Genomic DNA, 18,105 nt, shown 5'->3' with positions numbered 1-18,105 from the left:
TTGGTAACCGCAGGTTACACATTTACGCTGCCTTTCCGTAAGGTATCCTTTAACCATTAAAAGGTTTATACTTTGAATAGAAAAGTCAGCCCCGCTCTGCGACGATCGACAAGCAGAGCGGTTACCAAAAGAAAATTGTCGGCCAGCAATGATGACTTAGTTTATTGGCTTGCCCAACCTGCAGAAGCACGCCTCGCGGCTGTGAAGCATATTAGGGCCCAATACAGACTACTAGTACCAATGGAGCTGACAGACAATTTTCAAGGATTTGTTAAGCTGTTAAATACCTCTAGTGCAGAGTACATTATAGCAGGAGGTTTTGCTGTAGCCCTCTATGGGTATCCTCGCTATACTGGTGATATCGATATCTGGATTAACCCATCTGCAGAGAATGCCACAAAAGTACTGGCAGTACTTCAGGAACTTGGCTATAGCGAACAAGAAGTAAACCTGGAGGACCTGACCACAACCGATATTGTAGTACAACTAGGTTACCCGCCTAACCGCATCGATCTGGCTACAGGTATGGCTGGTGTAGAATTTACCAGCTGCTGGGCAAGTAAAGCTGCCATACCCTTCGGCGATACTAGGGCGAACTTTATCAGCCTGAAAGATTTAAAAAAGAACAAGAAGGCCACCGCTCGTCAGCAAGACCTGCTGGACCTTGACAACTTGCCTAACTAAGCACTATGCCAGCCATTTCACCGGCGTTTCGACAGGCAGTAAAAAACCTGGGCGACAAGGAAAAAGAAGCTATTATATTGAAGGCAGCCCGTCGCGATGCCGAACTGTATGACATTCTGCGGTATGAGTTACTGGAAGAAGTAACGCTGGAAGAGGTGTATGACGACGCAGCCGACAAAATTCATGAGTTACTGATAAACGCCAGTGGCCGCAGCCTTGCAAAGGCGCTTACCAAGGCGCTACGAAAGGCCATGAAAGAGATTGCCCGTTTTAAGCGCATCACCAAGGAGCCAAAGACTGAGATCGATCTGCACATGTACACGCTTCGCCTCATCTTCGACAACTTTACAGGCCAGTTCGACAGCTATTACAAGGGCTTTTTTACTGCCTCAGCACGCCTGCTGCTTCGCACTATTCAGCTCATCCGCAAAAACCTGCACGAAGATTACCACCTCGAGTATAAATCAGAGCTGGATAGTTTTCTGCAGCAGATCCACAGCAGGCCAAAGCACCTTACCGTGCCACTACCACAGGAATTTGAGATTGAGTAGGCATAAGCACCTTAAAGCAGGTCTGTCACTTGGTCAAGCATAAGCTTATGTTCTTATACTCTGATTACTGCAGCTTGCTTACCTGCAGCTCCTCCAGGTTTATTTCCGATACTTTCTCCAGCTTAGCTGCCTCAAAAGCCCGGTCATAGTTCTGGATAGGAAAGTCTTTATCAGCTACTTTATAGTTGTTGTAGTCCTGGAACAGAACGCCGCCCACCTCTCTGGAATTTGTAGCTTCCCGAAAGCGTGATCCTCCCCCATCTTCCTTAAAATTGTAGGCCAGGTAGTCCATAGTATGGCGCTGCTTATGGAACCAGTATACGTACTCATCCTCAAAATCATCTCCTCCCCCTTCTTGCGCAAAAGTGACCTTTACCTTATGGTATGGCTCCCCTTTTATGGTAGCCTCGCCCAGGTATTCTTTACGTACAGCGACATCGTTCAAGAAGTAAGGCAACAGAGCAAAGTAAATTACTGAGTTTACAGAGGCACTGTAGGCTTTTTCCCTTTCCTCCGGCAACTCTACTTCTTTATCATCTATAGTGCGCTTAAAGCCGCTGTTGCTCAGCACATCGTGAATACGCTGGCCCGTAGAATCTGTAAAAGTGCGGCTATAGACAAAGGCACCATTATCACGAAGCGCGCGGTACTGCTTATCCCGGAGCCTGAAAGAAATAACGCTCTGATCTAGGTTTGCGGCACCATGTGCTGTAAGTGCAGCATCTACAATGATCTGCGCTTCAGGATCCACTTTTTGTGAGCAGGAAGTAATTAGCAGAGCACCTAGTAAAAGCCAGGTGTAGGTATATCTCAACAGGTAATGCATATTATGATTAGCAGGTAGTACAGATAGCCAAAGGTAGAAAAATAAGGTGGTAAGTATAAACAGAAAAACCGCCCCGGCACTAGAGCCAAAGCGGTTTTTCCGTAGAAGCTTAATATACTATTTGTTTATTTCTTCGCAGTTAAGTCGAAAGAAACAGTAAACTCATCAGAGATAGCCTTGTCGCCAAGTTCACCCAGAAGAGTTTCAGAACCATAGCGTACATCGTACTTAGAACGATCTACAACCACATCAGCCTTAGCTGTTACAGTTCCGTTTTCTACATTAACTGTAGCAGGGAAGCTTACTTTCTCAGTAGTTTCCTTGATGGTAAGGTTACCTTCTACGTTATAGTTAGGCTCACCGGCAGCAGCGTTAGCTATCGGAGAAGCACTTGTAATTTCAAATTTAGCTGTTGGATATTTCTCTACACCAAAGAAATCCTCAGACTTCAGGTGGCCAACTAGTTTGGCATTGTCTTCCTCAGCTGTAATGTCAGAGTTGCTGATGGTGCTCATATCGATCACGATAGTACCGCCAGTCAGTTGGTCGCCGTTTACAGTCAGCTCACCGCTCTGTACATCAATGTTACCTTTGTGCTCGCCGGCAACTTTAGTACCATGCCAGCCTACAGTGCTCTGGTCCTGCACGACCTGGTAAATTTCACCTTCACCAGTGGCAGCAGTTGCCTCTGATGTTACAGTTGTTGTTTCGGCTGTTTCTGTTTCGCCGCCGCAGGCAGTAAAAAATAAAGCTGCTGCAAACGAAGCATAAATTGCTGTTCTTTTCATGAATGTTTGTTATATGTATGAAAGAATAGATTACTATAAAAATAAACCGCTCCGCCTTTGTTTCGGAGCGGTTTAAGATACTTGCTTAAGAAATTATTGCTTCGCTGTTACGTCCAGAGAAACAACAAAATCGTCATAGATTGCTTTGTCGCCCAAGTTATCGAAAAAGCTCTTAGAACCGTAGCGCACATCGAACTTAGAGCGGTCGATAGTAACGTCAGCCTTAGCAGAAGCTACACCATCTTTCACTGACACAGTAGCCGGGAAAGAAACCTGGTTTGTGATGCCTTTGATAGTTAAATCGCCAGTTACGGTTGCGTTAGGCTTACCTGCTGCAGCGTTAGCAACTGGTTTCACATTAGTGATTTTGAATGTAGCAGTCGGGTGCTTCTCTACACTGAAGAAGTCATCAGACTTCAGGTGACCAATCAGCTTACCGTTATACTCTGCATCTTTGATATCAGAGCAAGTGATGCTGTTCATATCGATCACAAAGGTACCGCCTACAACCTTGTTACCGCTAACCTGAATATCACCGCTCTTCAGAGCAATGTTACCCATGTGCTCACCTGTAACTTTTTTGGCGTGCCACTTCAGGTCGCTTTTAGCAACATCTACTTTATAAGCACGCGCCTTGGCGGGAGCGGCTACCTCTGTAGTGCCTGTAGCGGCCACAGTGTTTGTGTTACCAGCATGAGCTGTGAATAGCAGCGAGCCGGCAAGAGAGGCAAGAATTACGTACTTTTTCATCTGTTTTTGTTGATTGACACTATTGGTTATGGTTGTTATTATTTCTGATTTTATCCAGCAGGGCATTCAGCTGGGTTGCCTCATCCTCTGTCAGGTTTGTGATACCTGTACCTTTGCCACCTTCCAGACCATCCATCTGCTCCAGTAGGTCCAGGCCTTTCTGCGTGATGAGCACATCTACCGTGCGGCGGTCAGAGGGGCACTGCTTACGCGTTACCAGCTCCTTGGCCTCAAGTTTATCTACAATGCGTGAGGCATTCGAAGTTTTATCCAGCATGCGCTCAATCAGCAGGCTGATGGTAGCTGGCTTAGGATGTTGCCCACGCAAGATGCGCAGGATATTATACTGTGGCAGCGTAACGCCAAAGGGCTTAAATAGTGCTGACTGCGCCTGCTGCAAATACCCCGAGGTATATATCAAATTGATATAAGCCTTTTGGTACTCGCTTTTAAAAACACTTTGTTTTATCTCGTCTTCAATTTTCATGTGCAGCATTAAGCTTCAGTATGATGATGCAAATTTATGTACCTACATTTAATGTACAAACATATTAACAAAAATAATTTTAAAAAGTTTCCTTACTATACTGATTAACAGTTTATACATCCACCTGCCGAGCCTTCTTGTATGTGCAGTACAGCCTACTTCAGGTATATTACGCCCTGCTGCTCCTGCACCAACCCAAAAGGCTCCTCTTTCAGCATTAGAAAACCATCTAAGTTAACAAAATTAAATGCTCCACTTAACTGCATGGCACTCCAAGCTCCTAACGTTGTTTCTATAGCTGAACCAAGCACTGTCATCAACCCGTACTTCTTAGCCTCCTGCAGCAGCCTTACTGTATTAAGGTAGCCCCCAGCTTTCATAGGCGTTATACTGATGCCATGAAACTGCGTGCGTAGCAGCTCAAAATCTGCCATATCTGTTACTGACTCATCAGCAACAAGCGGGATCGGGCTTATGTTTTTAAGCTGAGCATAAGCTGCTGCCTTAGCGACAGGCATGGGTTGCTCTATAAATAGTATTCGGCTTCTATCCAGCGCATTCAGGAAGTTTAGCAGCTCTTGAGGGTTTAGCCACCTCTCATGCCCCTCCAGTACCAGGGGCTGATCTGTAAAATGTAGTACCTCCTGTACTAACTCCAGCCCCTGCTCCGGATTTACTTTTACTTTGAGGTATCTGAAGCGCTCCAAGTTTTGGCTCAATACATACTCCTGTACTTCTTCTGGGGATGTTACAGCCAGTGTAAAACAAGTGGCCTGTGGCTGAGGCACTGGCTGCCCCAATAACTGGTGCACGGGTATACCTTTGTGCTGGCAAAAATAGTGCAGGTAAGCAGCCTCTATGGCAAAGCGCAGGGCATTAATGGGCGGGTGCTGCTCCAACAGCTGCAATAACTCCTCCATACTTTGCACCTGGGGTAAACCTGCTACCAACAGCACTTTATACTGTTGCAGCAGCAGTTCAGGTGTTTCACCGTACCGCAAGTCTGGTGCCGCCTCTCCAAAGCCACTGAATTCACCATCTGACACCTGCACCAAAAAATTCACCTTTGTAGCCGGGGTGTTTGGTGAGATGATATGGATGTGCTTTAGCTTGAGATGAAGGACCTCTATATGCCATTTTAACATAAGGTACAGGGTTTAATGGTATGCTTTGGGTCAAATTGCATTTTTTATCCCTCTTAAGCCACTTTTTGCCACAAATACAGCAAACAAAGTATAAACTTTCCTCCACATATTCAGGAGCTAAAAAAAATAGTTCTGCACCAGCCCTTCAGCTATTTGTCGCTGTTTTTCCAACTTCTATATTTGTAAGCTAATGTAAGTGTGTCCTGTAGATAAAACCCTGAGAATAAGGCAAAACAGCAGTGTCCGCTACAAAGGCTTTTTTATTGGTACAGGCTTTGGCCTACTTGTTTTTAACCTTCTTTATGAAAAAGTCTTTTTTACCTCTGGCCACGCTGCTGTGTATTACCATCGCGGCCATTCTTACTGTGCTGCAACAGTACAGCTTTGTTTCTCTGCCCGGCGAGGCACTGTTAGCAGTTCGGTGGGCTGGTATTGCCGTACTGCTCCTCTACGGCCTGCAGAAGCGATCCCTGACCACCTGGATATTGATCAGCATGGTGGTGGGTGCCGAAATTGGCTACGACTTCCCTGAGTTTGCCGTTAACCTGAATGTGCTCAGCAAGGTCTTCTTGAAACTCATCAAGACGATTATTGCGCCGCTTATTTTCGCCACACTGGTGGTGGGTATAGCCGGACATGCCAACCTCAAGCAGGTGGGCAGCATGGGCTGGAAAGCCATTGTGTACTTCGAGGTTGTAACCACGCTGGCGCTTTTTATAGGCCTTGCTGCCATCAACCTCAGCAAGGCTGGTGAGGGAATCGACGCAGGATTGGCCCAAAGCCACGAAGAGATACAGGCTGTGCCTGCCCAGACAACCTCAGAGATCATCCTGCATGTATTCCCGGAGAACATCGCCAAGTCTGTAGCCGAGGGGCAGGTGCTGCAGATTGTGGTGTTCAGCGTGCTGTTTGCCATCGGCCTGGCCATGGTCAACGAGAAGAAGCGCAAGCCTATGCTGGACTTCTGCGAGAGCCTCTCCGAGACCATGTTCAAGTTCACCAACGTTATCATGTATTTTGCACCCGTGGGTGTGGGAGCGGCTATTGCTTATACTGTAGGCCACATGGGCTTCGGCATTTTGCTTAACCTGTTCCAGCTGCTTGCGACCTTGTATGTGGCCCTGCTGGCATTTGCCCTGCTGGTGCTTCTGCCGGTGGCCCTGATCGCCCGAGTTCCGATCAGGAGATTCCTCAAAGCCATCTCCGGGCCGGTTTCCATTGCCTTTGCCACCACCAGCTCAGAGGCAGCCCTGCCTCGTGCTATGGAGGAGATGGAGAAGCTGGGTGTGCCTCGCCGCATTGTAGCCTTCGTTATGCCTACCGGCTACAGCTTTAACCTGGACGGTACTACCCTGTACCTTGCCTTAGCCTCCGTGTTTGTGGCACAGGCAGCAGGCGTGCCGCTCACGTGGGAACAGCAGTTGGTGATGGTCTTCACCCTTATGCTGACTTCAAAAGGGGTAGCCGGCGTGCCTCGCGCCTCCCTGGTTATTCTGCTAGGCACCGTAGCCTCTTTCAACCTGCCGGTGTGGCCAGTGTTTGCCATACTTGGCATAGATGAGTTGATGGACATGGCCCGTACCTCCGTTAACGTGACCGGCAACTGCCTGGCCACTGCAGTGGTAGCCCGTTGGGAAGGCGAGTTCAACCCACAGCCAGAGGTGGGCCTGGTAGAGACAACAAATCCAGAGCTTGTAGAAAGCTTATCAGAGCAAGATAGAAAGCCTGAACTGGTATAACGGCACTTTTACCAAACACAAAGCCCCTTCTGAGTAAGACAGAAGGGGCTTTGTGTTTTAGCTAAGTTGTATAGCAGGAGAATTAATACGTATAAAAACAAACGAGGCTAACCTAAAAAGATTAGCCTCGTTTTGTGCGCAAGAAAGGACTCGAACCTTCACACCTTGCGGAACTGCCGCCTGAAGACAGCGCGTCTACCAATTTCGCCACTTGCGCATTTCAATCCTAAACAGCTGCTGAGGATTGGTACTGCAAATATAATAGCTGGTTTTAATTAACAATGCATCTGGTGCCGGATATTTTTTAACAAAGCTTAGCAGAGTATAACCTGAGTTATAAAGCTACTGCAGTACAGTCACATAGCCACTCAGGCTGGCACCGACAAACTTTTCCCAACTGCACAGGCTCGCTTTTCTGGAATAGCTTGAACCTCCTAACTTACCGCCCAGCATGATAGACTTCCTCTCAGCATCAGCTGCCGGCAGGTATTCGATGCCCAGGTAAAAGTCCTCCTCTGTATACACACCGAATGGCTTTAAATCAATGCGCACCCACCCCTCCTTAGTAGAAAGGCGCTGCACTATGCTTTGCTCTGCCAGTCGTTCGCCCGGCATACCGTTGCGTTCCTTGTACAGGTTAATGCGGAACAAAGCCGAGTCCATTTTAGAGCTAGTGAGGTAAAAATGGGCGGAAAGTAGTTGCGTTGGCTTCTCTTTTATCTCTATCAGGTTTGCAAACTCATAAATATTGAGCTCTTCTCTTCTATCCGGATTCCCCCACACCACAGGCAGGCGGCCTGTTATACCCAGCTTTTTAATCTTCATCTTACGCCCGGTTACCGCCACCTCCTGCAGGTTTGCCACCTTTTCCACCAGTTTAATTTCCAGCTCTTCTGATTTATTTATATCCTGTACTGCTATTGATAACTCCTTGTAGCCAATGGCCGAAAAAGTAAGTGTATCCAGAGCATGCTCCTGCGACAAGGCAAGCTTGAAGACTCCATGTTCATCCGAGGCTGTTCCTATGTTCTTATTCCATATACCTATGTTGACATAGGAAAGAGAATCGTCGTTATGACTCCCCAACACTCTGCCTTGGATCTTGATTGAGCATCAGAAATGAACGCACATAGCAGTAGCAGAATTGTTAAAGTCTGTTTCATACTAAGGAATCAAGGGTGGCAGATATTAATAGAAAGTCACCGTATTAGCAACTTACTTGTAACAGTCGTACTTCTTAAGGAGCAGGTGGCATGCATTTCCCTAGGCATGACGTTGATAATAGTTACTTCAGTCTATCTTATTGACCAGTAACTTTACATGCTTGGCTGTCTCCTCGAGATTGGTGTTAGGGTAAGGAGACACTTCCAATAATATTACCTCATACTCCTGCTCTCCTACTTCAACAGCAATTGTGTGCTTGGTCCTCACCGGATCTGGGCGGCAATCGCCGATACAGAAGCTTACTTTCTGCCCTCTGTTGGCTGCGTACGAAATTCTGACAATAGCCGTGGCATTGCCCAGCCAAACGCATACTACATCCTCTGGGCAACGGGAATCTTTCACCTCTTCCAACATCAACTCAAGTACCATTGAATCACTTGCGGCTAATTTTACCTGCTCCCCCTGCTCTAAAGTGAACGCCTTACCCAAAGCTGCATGCTGCGGCTTTACCTCTGTATGGGCCTCATCCTGGCACTGCCACACTAAAAGTATAAGCAAGATTGGAAAGAAGTAGTTGGCCATAGTTTTAGGTTGTGCGGATTGGTCTCTTTTGTAAGGAGAGTTCCAAACCATGCCCAATGGTTGCATGGGTGCTGATATTTATCCTTGTTGTATTCATTACTGATGTTACATCATCAACATAATTCAATTGTATAATAAAACAAGTACAATAACTCTATTTTTATCCACTAAATTAATGTTAAAGAAACGGCATTGCATTCCCCTAGGAAATAATGTTATAACACATGATATATTTTCAAAAAAATATACCTTTAAGCAACAACAAAATCATTCATATATAGTATAATGCAACTACATCCGCTCCCACACCTACTTAGTAATACTATATGCACACGAAGAATTGCAGCTGAGCCATATCCTGCTTAGTGCAATTACTCCTAACGTTCCAACTTATTTAATACAATTTATATGTAACACTTTTAACTCATCTTCCCCCATGAAACAACTTTTAACATTGGTTGTAGCACTCGTTCTCTTTACGGGTTCTGCTTTGGCACAGGCAACTGTTGACAAAGAGCTTAAGCAACTCTTACAAACAGCTACCAGCCCGATTGAAGTAGTAGTAACTTTCCACGGCGACAGCTCTCCTACTCCTGCCAATTTATCTTTACTAAACAGCTTAGGTATTACATCTGGTGTATCCTTTCAGACTCTCCCTATAGCTGGCGTACTTGCTACTGCATCACAAATAGATGCTCTTGCCAAAAATGAGCAGGTAAGGTCACTTTACCTAAACAAAAAGCTTATCTATTACAACTACCATGACACCCATCTAACAGGTGTACAAAGATTAAGAACAGACATGGAAATGACCACTAAAAATGGTGGCCTTCCTGTATCTGGCAAAGGCGTAACCGTGGTTATCAACGATAGTGGTATTGACGGCACACACGAGGATCTTAAACTAGGAAAGAACTTAAAGCAAAATGTTTTAGGCACCACTAACTTAAACAGCTTTACAACCCTAGCTCCCCCTACCTGGCTAGAAAATGTACCGAACACAGATACTAACTCAGGGCATGGCACCCACTGTGCTGGTACAGTAGGAGGATTGGGAACCATGTCTAACGGCAAATATGCTGGTGTAGCAACAGGTGCTGACCTGATCGGCTACGGCTCTGGTGGTGCCTTATTTATTCTGGACGCGATTGGTGGGTATGACTATGCCCTTATCAATCAAGCACGATATGGCATCAGAGTTATTAGTAACTCATGGGGCTCATCAGGACCATTTGATCCGAATAACCCGGTAAACGTGGCTTCTCTGAAAGCATATCAGCACAACATAATTTCTGTATTTGCAGCTGGTAACTCCGGACCTGGTGCCGATACGCATAACCCTTATGCTGTAGCACCATGGGTAATCTCTGTAGGTGCAGGCGACAGATATGGCAGACTGGCTGATTTCTCATCAAGAGGGCTTAAAGGCGACAAGGGCACCTTCACTGCAGGTGGCAGAACCTGGACCTATGAGAACCGTCCGACGGTAGTTGGGCCTGGAGTTGATGTTGTATCAACAAGAGTTTTAGCCCCTGTCTCTTCACTTTCTGTAGATATGGATGCTGCAGAGCTTGACCCAGCTCATGTACCTTTCTACACCCACATGAGCGGCACCTCTATGGCTACTCCACATGTGGCAGGTATAGTAGCACTTATGTTAGACGCAAACCCTTCCCTTACTGCTGATCAGGTAAAGAGCATTCTAGAGCTTACAGCCACTAACATCCCAGGTCATGAGTCATGGGAAATAGGTGCAGGCTATGTAAATGCATATGCCGCTGTCGACCATATATTCAGAAGCACTTCCTTTGGTTCGACTCTTAACATCAACAGAAAATTCAACAGCAACATAAATTCCAGAGAAGAAAGAATTCCTTTCTCTATCAACTTTGATCCTATCTTAACATCCGGAAATTCAGAAACCTTTGAGGTTACAGAGGGCACAACCGGCATAGAAGCCAAGATATTGGCAGGAGGCGTTTCCGGTGAAACTGGAAATCCTGTAAACTTAAGCCTCATCTCGCCTGACGGCCAAGAGTACAGATCAGGTATCTATGTTGCTTTCACCTTGTACCATGACCGTACCGTGGCAGTTGCAAATCCAGTTCCAGGTACTTGGACAGTTAAAATCTCAGGCTTGAACGGTATTGCTATTCCTGAAAAGATTGACGGATATGTAACAACCAAGCAGATGCTCGGTGCCACTGGCCTAAACGACATTGCAGGTCACCCAGCCGAAGCATCTATAAAGCTAGCAGTAAGCGCACGCTTAGCGGATGGTTTAAGCGGTGGTGGATTCAAGCCTGATGAACCTCTGAAGCGAATTCAATTGGCAGATTATCTGATGATGGGCCAGGCCGTTCGCCAGTACATGCCCACTAATGGCACTTCTTCCTTTAGTGATTTGAAATCTGACCAGCTCCTCTTGGCCGAATCTGTTTCTGCTAAAGGAGCAGCTCTGAGAGACCGTTTCCACACCAATAACGGCGTTATACTAGCAGATGGAGCAGGCAAGTTCTCTCCGAATGGTAAAGTAAACAGAGCTAGTTTGGCATACTCTCTGGTACAGTCGCTTGGCTTACAGCAGGAAGCACTAAACAGAAATGGTAAAGCTGTAACAGTTAATGTTGATGGCAAAGATTACCCAATAGAAGACGCTAAAGACATACCGGCGGGTTTAGAAGGTTATGTGAGTGTAGCACTTGAGCTTAACCTGATCAATGCGTACTATTCTGTAACACAAGGACCTTATGACCTGCTTCCAACTTTACACGCTACATTTAAGCCTTTGCAAGATGTAACACGCGCTGACTTTGCAGTAGTTATTACACGTACTTTCACTGGATGGCAAACATTAGCCCAGCCTCTTGTTACGTCTAGCACATCTGAGCTGAAGGCTGAGCCAGCATTGTGGGAAAAGAGCTTCTCTTACCCTAACCCGTTCCATGGAGTGACTACCATCAACTATGGTGTGGAAAAAGATGCTTATGTAACAGTTGAGGTATTTGACGTGCTTGGCAATAAAGTGCAGACTCTTGTTGCAGAAAACATGCCTGCTGGTAACCATAGTCTGAAGTTCGACGGTAGCAACCTGCCAAGCGGAACTTACATTTACCGTGTAAACGCTAACGGCAAAGTTTCTTCTAACAGAATGATGCTGGTGCACTAAGCAATTAAGAGTAAAGTATAAAACAGAAGCGGCTGTTCCCTTACGAGAACAGCCGCTTCTGTTTTATACTTTAAGACTTACTTACAGCGCAGCCAGGCTTTGCTCAATGGCGTTGATCTTGGCCTCAGCATCGGCCTTTTTCTTACGCTCGCTGGCAATTACAGCCTCGGGTGCACCGTTTACGAAGCGCTCGTTGCTCAATTTTTTATCTACCGATGCCAAGAAGCCCTTGGTGTACTCCAGCTCCTTCGTTAGGCGCTCACGCTCGGCGTCTACATCTATATTACCCTCCATTGGGATGAAGAACTCGTCGCCGGCTTCTACGAAACTGATAGCGCCTTCTAAATTCTCCTGCACAAAGCTTACTTCGCTTACACCAGCTAGCTTTCGAACAATGCCCAGGAATGGCTCATAGTTTGTGCCGCTCAGGTTTTTAATCGACAGCTCCAGTTGCTTAGAATTCGGAATGTTCTTCGAGTTGCGCACGTTGCGGATACCACCAACAATGCTCAACACGTTCTCCATCTTCTCGATAATACCCTTATCGAACTTATCCTTCTTAGGCCATGCAGAAACGATCAGGTATTCTTTATCCTTGCGCTCCTTCAGTTCGTGCCAAATTTCCTCGGTGATGAACGGCATAAACGGATGCAGCACCTTCAGCACTTTCTCCAGGAAAGCAGTGGTGGCATCTATTGTCTGCTTATCGATCGGCTGCTGGTAAGCAGGCTTGATCATCTCCAGGTAATTAGAGCAGAAGTCGTCCCACACCAACTTGTATACGGCCAGCAATGCATCCGAAATACGGAACTTGCTGAAGTGATCCTCAATCTGCACGAACGCCTCGTTAAAGCGCGACTCAAACCACTTAACGGCTGTCTCGTTTGGGAACGGCAGGCTTTCGTCTACTTCCCATCCTTTAATCAGACGGAAGGCGTTCCAGATCTTGTTACTGAAGTTACGGCCCTGCTCTACCAGTTTCTCGTCGAACAACAGGTCGTTTCCGGCTGGAGAACTGAACAGCATACCAGCACGCACACCGTCTGCTCCGTACTGCTCGATCAGGTCCAACGGATCTGGTGAGTTGCCTAACTGCTTAGACATTTTGCGCCCCTGCGTATCGCGCACAATACCTGTCAGGTATACATTGCGGAATGGCAGCTCATTACGGAACTCGAAACCAGCCATGATCATACGTGCTACCCAGAAGAACAGGATCTCCGGAGCCGTTACCAGGTCGTTGGTTGGGTAGTAGTACAGGATGTCCTTGTTATCCGGGTCTTTGAAACCATCGAACACTGAGATCGGCCACAGCCAGGAAGAGAACCATGTATCCAGCACGTCTTCGTCCTGGCGCAGGTCTTCAAGCTGCAGGCTTTCGTTGCCACTCTCCTTACGGGCTAGTTTCAAAGCTTCCTCAGCAGTGGTAGCCACTACATAAGAGCCATCCGGCAAGTAGTAGGCTGGTATCTGCTGTCCCCACCACAGCTGGCGTGAGATACACCAGTCGTGCACGTTCTCCATCCAGGAACGGTACATATTCTTGAACTTCGGCGGGTGCAGGCGGATTTCATTGTTCATCACAGACTCCAGGGCAGGCTTGGCCATCTTATCCATTTTGCACCACCACTGCATAGAAAGGCGCGGCTCAATTACAGCACCCGTACGCTCTGATGTTTGCAGTACACTGGCATACTCCTCAACCTTCACCAGCAAGCCGGCTTCTTTCAGGTCTTTTACAATGTTTCTACGTGCCTCAAAACGATCCTGGCCCACGTACAGCTGCGCCTGTGCATTCAGGGTACCATCATCGTTCAGGATGTCGATCGATGGCAGCTTGTGCTTCTGGCCCAGCTCGTAATCGTTCAAGTCGTGGGCTGGCGTTACTTTCAGGGCACCCGTACCGAAGTCGATGGATACATATTCATCTTGTATAATCGGAATCTCCTTACCCAGCAACGGAATGCGAACAGACTTACCATGCAGGTGCGTATAACGCTCGTCGTTCGGGTTTACAGCTACAGCCACGTCAGCCATGATGGTTTCAGGGCGCGATGTAGCTACGGTGATATAAGTTGGCTCTGCTGCACCATCAGCTACTATCTCGTAGTTCAGGTGATACATTTTGGCCATGGTGTCTTTCGGCACAACCTCCTCATCAGAAAGTGCGGTTTTGCCTTGCGGATCCCAGTTTACCATGCGCACACCACGGTAAATCTGTCCTTTGCGGTACAGGTCTACGAACACCTCGATTACGGCAGCGCTCATGTCGTCTTCCATGGTAAAACGGGTGCGGTCCCAGTCGCAGGAAGCCCCTAGCTTCTTAAGCTGCTCCAGGATGATGCCGCCATATTTCTCCTTCCACTCCCAAGCATACTTTAGGAACTCCTCACGGGTCAGATCCTTTTTATTGATGCCTTTCTCCTTGAGCATGGCTACAACCTTTGCCTCTGTGGCGATAGAAGCATGGTCGGTACCAGGTACCCAGCAAGCCTCTTTGCCTTGCATACGTGCCCTGCGGATAAGCACATCCTGAATGGTATTGTTGAGCATGTGTCCCATGTGCAGCACACCGGTTACGTTTGGCGGCGGAATCACGATGGTATAAGGCTCTTTTTTAGGATTTGGCTCTGAGTGGAAGAAGCCGCGCTGCATCCAGCTGTCGTACCACTTCTTCTCTACTTCCTTGGGGTTATATTTTGTTGAGATAGACATCTTATACAAGTTATTTTCGGCGTATTATGCTAAAAAGCAAAATTAGGGATTTTGCTTTAATTGTTGGTTGTTAGTTACTGATTGTTGATGGGCAGAAGTAAATGCCTGAAACCCTAATTTGTCCCTAAACAGAAAAACCTGCCTCAACGAGCAGGTTTTCCTCAAATCACACTTTACTCCTAAGCTTCCTGGTGCAGCCAAGACTTTTTGGCCAGCAGCTCTTCCTCTGTCTCGCGGTAGTCTGGGTCGTCTACGCAGCAATCCACAGGGCAAACGGCAGCGCACTGCGGTTCCTCATGGAAGCCCATACACTCAGTGCATTTATCGGAAACGATGTAGTAAAACTCATCTGAAATAGGTGTCTGTGGGGCATCACCCGGCACAACCTCGCCTCCGTCAATCTCAACTTCCGTTAATGCAGTACCGCCGCCCCAAGTCCACTCCGCACCGCCTTCGTAAATGGCAGTATTCGGGCATTCTGGCTCGCAAGCTCCGCAGTTAATGCACTCATCGGTTATCATTATAGCCATAGTCGTATCTCCTGTATATTTTTTATACTTTTGTACTTCTGTTTCTTTTAAAGAACAAAATTAGGAACAATCAGTATCCCTATCAAGTAATTTTTTATAAGCCATACAATTTGCCATGACATTAGAGAACAGGATAGAAGCCTTTGTAGAACTCGGGAAACAGCTGCAAAACCTGACGCCTGAGGAGCGGCAGGCATTGGCCTTCTCAGCCGCCTCGCGTAACCCTTGGTTTACAGAAGAGAATGTTACCTGTGCTCTAAGTGGCATTGTTACCATGCTGCAAGAGCAGTATCTCCGTGAGTGGCTTTACCCTTACCACCTTAAACAGGTTACACCTAAGAAGGTTGGCGTGGTGATGGCTGGCAATATTCCTATGGTTGGGTTCCACGATTTTCTTGCCGTATTGATCAGTGGGCACCATTTATTGGCTAAGCTGAGCTCCAGCGATGATATACTGGTAAAGCGCCTTGCAAACATGCTTATAGGCATTGAGCCGGCTTTTGGAAGCCACATAGAGTTTGTAGAGCTGCTGAAAGAAGCTGATGCCATAATTGCTACAGGCTCTGACAATACTGCGCGATACTTTGAGTACTACTTTGCCAAGCGCCCGCACATTATCCGCAAAAACAGAACAAGCATTGGTGTGCTAACGGGGCACGAGGAAGCAGATGATCTGAAAGCTTTAGGCGAAGATGTTTTCCGTTACTATGGTTTAGGGTGCCGTAATGTGTCGAAGGTATTTGTGCCGGAGGGGTATATTTTTGATAAGTTCTTTGAGGCAAATCAGCACCGTGAAAACCTGTTAGACCACCACAAATACCAGAACAACTACGACTACAACAAGTCTATACTTCTGGTTAACCGCGTGCCTCACTTCGACAACGGCTTTATGCTGGTGCAGCAAAGCAATAACCTGGTATCTCCTATTTCGGTCTTATTCTACGACACGTTTACGTCACTGTCTGACCTGCGCCAGAAGTTAGCCGAGGTGAAAGATAAAACGCAGGTAGTGGTATCAGCACATGGTTGGCTGGAGAGCAGCATTCCGTTTGGTGAGGCCCAAAACCCAATGGTGTGGGATTATGCCGATGGCGTAGACACACTAGCGTTTTTGCAGCGCCTGTAGTTCCTTAAAAATCAGCGTTAAAACATTGCACATAATATGACGGTTTCCTATATTGGTTGTAGTTAACTTAAACAATTGCACATGGAAACCTTTGTAAACCCTATCCCGATGGTAGAGAAGGAAGTAATTCCTTCCCTCCGCTTTGGGCACGATGACGTACTCACAGATCCCGAAGCTCGTAAGAAGCGCATATGGGACTTGAACCGCGCAGCTTCCCTTGGTAATGTTTACCGTGGTAAAGTGGAAATCACTTTCCAGACTGCCGATGGCGAACAGCGCCGCGTGGATACCACAGTATGGGCAGTTGACGATAAGTATATGACGCTGAAAGCAGGCTGCTCTATTCCTGTCTCCTCGATTATAGGGATAGAATTCTTCTAGAGTAGTACTTCTCCTCCTTTAGCGCCAGGCAAGTATACCCATACTTGCTTTTTTTGCAGCTGCTGCACAACAATGTTTAAACACCATTATGGCATGATATCTGCACTATATATACCACACCAAATAATTAAACTATGCAAAAACAACAGAACAACACCAAACTAATCAGCAAAGAGCGAATCCCAACTTTAAAATTCAGTAAAAAAGATGTGCTACAGGATTCATCAGAAAAAAGTCGCCGCTATGACGATGCCAACCGTGCCACAATTTTAAGCAACACCAACCGCAACAAATCTATGATCACGTTTAAGACAGCCTCTGGAGAGAAGAAGTGCGTAGAAGCAACATTGTGGGGATTGGATAAGGACTTTGTACTTCTGAGATCTGGTATGTTTCTGCCACTGCGTTCTATCTTAGAAATTAACTACTGCTAAACTATGAAACCCAAACCTTTGCCCCTTATACTTTGGAAGTATAAAGTATAACAGCTTGCCCAGAAGAACTGAGCAAGCTGTTTTTGTTTTTAAGGGTAACGCTTTATACTTAGATGCGCTCCAGTACTTTTAGAATCAGGTCATCAATTACCTGCTCCGCATTGTCGGCAAACTGGTGCGTTATGCGGTTAGCCACAATAGCGTTTAACGACAGCACATTATGACCTAATATTCGGCCCATGCTGTAGTATCCGGCTGTTTCCATCTCGAAGTTTGTGAGCATAAAATCATTGTGCCGGAAGTTCTGGTACGTATGCAGCAAACGCTCATTCCGCAATCCCCCGCGCAGTACACGCCCCTGAGGAGCGTAAAATCCAGGACAGGTTAACGTATACCCCGGCAGCATGTCAAAGGCAACCTTTTCAAGAAGGTGCGGCGAGGCAGTAACACAGTATGGTTTAAAACCTATACCCAACTCCTGCTGTAAGGCCCTCGTGATGCTATGCTCTTCTTCTGACTGCTCGATTTGGTAGAACTCCATCAGCGAGTCCAAGCCTATGCTATAGTGTGAAGCGAGATGGCTACCTAGCGGCACCGTTTCCTGCAGGGAGCCTGAGGTTCCGATGCGTATGATATTCAGCTTGATCTTCTCCTCGTTCACTGTACGACTCTGGAAGTCAATGTTCACCAGCGCATCCAGTTCGTTCATCAGGATATCGATATTATCGGTGCCCATACCAGTGGAGATAACCGTCAGGCGCTTGCCTTTATAGTAGCCCGTGTGCGTGATAAATTCCCGCTTGGCTACCACTACCTCTATCTCGTCGAAGTGTCGGCTCACCTTTGCCACCCGCTCCGGGTCTCCTACCGTGATGATGGTGTCGGAAATATGCTCTGGCAGCAGGTTAAGGTGGTAAACCGTACCGTTTGGATTTATGATTAGTTCTGATTCTGGAATAAAAGCCATAGATTTTATTGAGGACACAGCAGATAAGACAAAAGACTATTGATCAATCACTTTGGAGTTTATACAC

At 46.8% G+C, this 18,105-nt stretch carries 17 protein-coding genes and 1 tRNA gene; 7 read left to right on the top strand and 11 right to left on the bottom strand.

The window, feature by feature from the left end; all coding sequences use genetic code 11:
- Positions 1-240 precede the first annotated feature (240 nt).
- Entirely contained in the window at positions 241-684 is a 444-nt protein-coding gene (locus PKOR_RS10790) for a nucleotidyltransferase domain-containing protein (RefSeq protein ID WP_046310693.1), read from the top strand.
- A gap of 5 nt (positions 685-689) precedes the next feature.
- A complete protein-coding gene (locus PKOR_RS10785; protein ID WP_046310691.1) occupies positions 690-1,235 on the top strand; it encodes a hypothetical protein in 546 nt (181 codons plus the stop codon).
- Between the two features lie 64 nt (positions 1,236-1,299).
- Here the strand turns inward: PKOR_RS10785 and PKOR_RS10780 are convergent, their stop codons facing one another.
- The 5 genes from PKOR_RS10780 to PKOR_RS10760 form a co-directional block, all read right to left on the bottom strand.
- Positions 1,300-2,049 carry a DUF6503 family protein gene (locus PKOR_RS10780; RefSeq protein ID WP_235337461.1) on the bottom strand — a complete coding sequence of 250 codons (750 nt, stop codon included), beginning with the start codon at positions 2,047-2,049 and terminating at the stop codon, positions 1,300-1,302.
- Between the two features lie 137 nt (positions 2,050-2,186).
- Entirely contained in the window at positions 2,187-2,849 is a 663-nt protein-coding gene (locus PKOR_RS10775; protein WP_046310688.1) for a YceI family protein, read from the bottom strand.
- A 93-nt stretch (positions 2,850-2,942) separates the two neighbouring features.
- A complete protein-coding gene (locus PKOR_RS10770; protein ID WP_052738811.1) occupies positions 2,943-3,599 on the bottom strand; it encodes a YceI family protein in 657 nt (218 codons plus the stop codon).
- 19 nt (positions 3,600-3,618) lie between these two features.
- A complete protein-coding gene (locus PKOR_RS10765; RefSeq protein WP_046314366.1) occupies positions 3,619-4,086 on the bottom strand; it encodes a MarR family winged helix-turn-helix transcriptional regulator in 468 nt (155 codons plus the stop codon).
- A 155-nt stretch (positions 4,087-4,241) separates the two neighbouring features.
- A complete protein-coding gene (locus tag PKOR_RS10760) occupies positions 4,242-5,231 on the bottom strand; it encodes an enolase C-terminal domain-like protein (RefSeq protein WP_046310687.1) in 990 nt (329 codons plus the stop codon).
- Between the two features lie 302 nt (positions 5,232-5,533).
- Here PKOR_RS10760 and PKOR_RS10755 point away from each other — a divergent pair, with 302 nt between their 5' ends.
- On the top strand, positions 5,534-6,970 hold the full coding sequence (locus PKOR_RS10755; RefSeq protein ID WP_046314365.1) for a dicarboxylate/amino acid:cation symporter: 1,437 nt from the start codon (positions 5,534-5,536) through the stop codon (positions 6,968-6,970).
- Positions 6,971-7,105: 135 nt separating this feature from the next.
- On the opposite strand, the gene PKOR_RS10750 is transcribed toward PKOR_RS10755, so the two are convergent.
- From PKOR_RS10750 to PKOR_RS10740, 3 genes are all read right to left on the bottom strand, one after another.
- A tRNA-Leu gene (locus tag PKOR_RS10750) sits at positions 7,106-7,187 on the bottom strand.
- A gap of 125 nt (positions 7,188-7,312) precedes the next feature.
- Complete coding sequence (locus PKOR_RS10745) at positions 7,313-8,059, bottom strand: carboxypeptidase-like regulatory domain-containing protein (protein WP_071843137.1); 747 nt, start codon at positions 8,057-8,059, stop codon at positions 7,313-7,315.
- A 201-nt stretch (positions 8,060-8,260) separates the two neighbouring features.
- Positions 8,261-8,716 carry a hypothetical protein gene (locus PKOR_RS10740; RefSeq protein ID WP_046310685.1) on the bottom strand — a complete coding sequence of 152 codons (456 nt, stop codon included), beginning with the start codon at positions 8,714-8,716 and terminating at the stop codon, positions 8,261-8,263.
- Between the two features lie 436 nt (positions 8,717-9,152).
- Here PKOR_RS10740 and PKOR_RS10735 point away from each other — a divergent pair, with 436 nt between their 5' ends.
- Positions 9,153-11,885: a S8 family peptidase gene (locus PKOR_RS10735; RefSeq protein ID WP_046310683.1), complete on the top strand. Its 2,733-nt coding sequence runs from the start codon at positions 9,153-9,155 to the stop codon at positions 11,883-11,885.
- 81 nt (positions 11,886-11,966) lie between these two features.
- Here the strand turns inward: PKOR_RS10735 and PKOR_RS10730 are convergent, their stop codons facing one another.
- Together PKOR_RS10730 and PKOR_RS10725 are read right to left on the bottom strand one after the other, a co-directional pair.
- Positions 11,967-14,600, bottom strand: a complete 2,634-nt coding sequence (locus PKOR_RS10730; protein ID WP_046310681.1) for a valine--tRNA ligase — start codon at positions 14,598-14,600, stop codon at positions 11,967-11,969.
- Between the two features lie 179 nt (positions 14,601-14,779).
- Complete coding sequence (locus PKOR_RS10725; RefSeq protein ID WP_046310680.1) at positions 14,780-15,130, bottom strand: 4Fe-4S dicluster domain-containing protein; 351 nt, start codon at positions 15,128-15,130, stop codon at positions 14,780-14,782.
- A gap of 115 nt (positions 15,131-15,245) precedes the next feature.
- On the opposite strand from PKOR_RS10725, the gene PKOR_RS10720 reads away from it, so the two are divergent.
- The 3 genes from PKOR_RS10720 to PKOR_RS10710 all read left to right on the top strand — a co-directional run bounded on the left by PKOR_RS10720 (position 15,246) and on the right by PKOR_RS10710 (position 17,071).
- A complete protein-coding gene (locus PKOR_RS10720) occupies positions 15,246-16,256 on the top strand; it encodes an acyl-CoA reductase (protein ID WP_046310678.1) in 1,011 nt (336 codons plus the stop codon).
- Positions 16,257-16,337: 81 nt separating this feature from the next.
- Positions 16,338-16,637, top strand: coding sequence for a hypothetical protein (locus PKOR_RS10715; protein WP_046310677.1), 300 nt, complete (start codon positions 16,338-16,340; stop codon positions 16,635-16,637).
- A gap of 134 nt (positions 16,638-16,771) precedes the next feature.
- Positions 16,772-17,071 (top strand): hypothetical protein, encoded by a 300-nt coding sequence (locus PKOR_RS10710; RefSeq protein WP_046310676.1) that lies wholly within the window; start codon positions 16,772-16,774, stop codon positions 17,069-17,071.
- Positions 17,072-17,180: 109 nt separating this feature from the next.
- Here the strand turns inward: PKOR_RS10710 and PKOR_RS10705 are convergent, their stop codons facing one another.
- Positions 17,181-18,038: a nucleoside phosphorylase gene (locus PKOR_RS10705; RefSeq protein WP_046310675.1), complete on the bottom strand. Its 858-nt coding sequence runs from the start codon at positions 18,036-18,038 to the stop codon at positions 17,181-17,183.
- Positions 18,039-18,105: the final 67 nt, after the last annotated feature.

It is taken from the genome of Pontibacter korlensis, from assembly GCF_000973725.1.
GTDB classification, from domain to species: Bacteria; Bacteroidota; Bacteroidia; order Cytophagales; family Hymenobacteraceae; genus Pontibacter; species Pontibacter korlensis.
The sequence above is the reverse complement of the archived record's forward strand: the minus strand, read 5'-3'. Positions and strand labels throughout refer to the sequence as shown.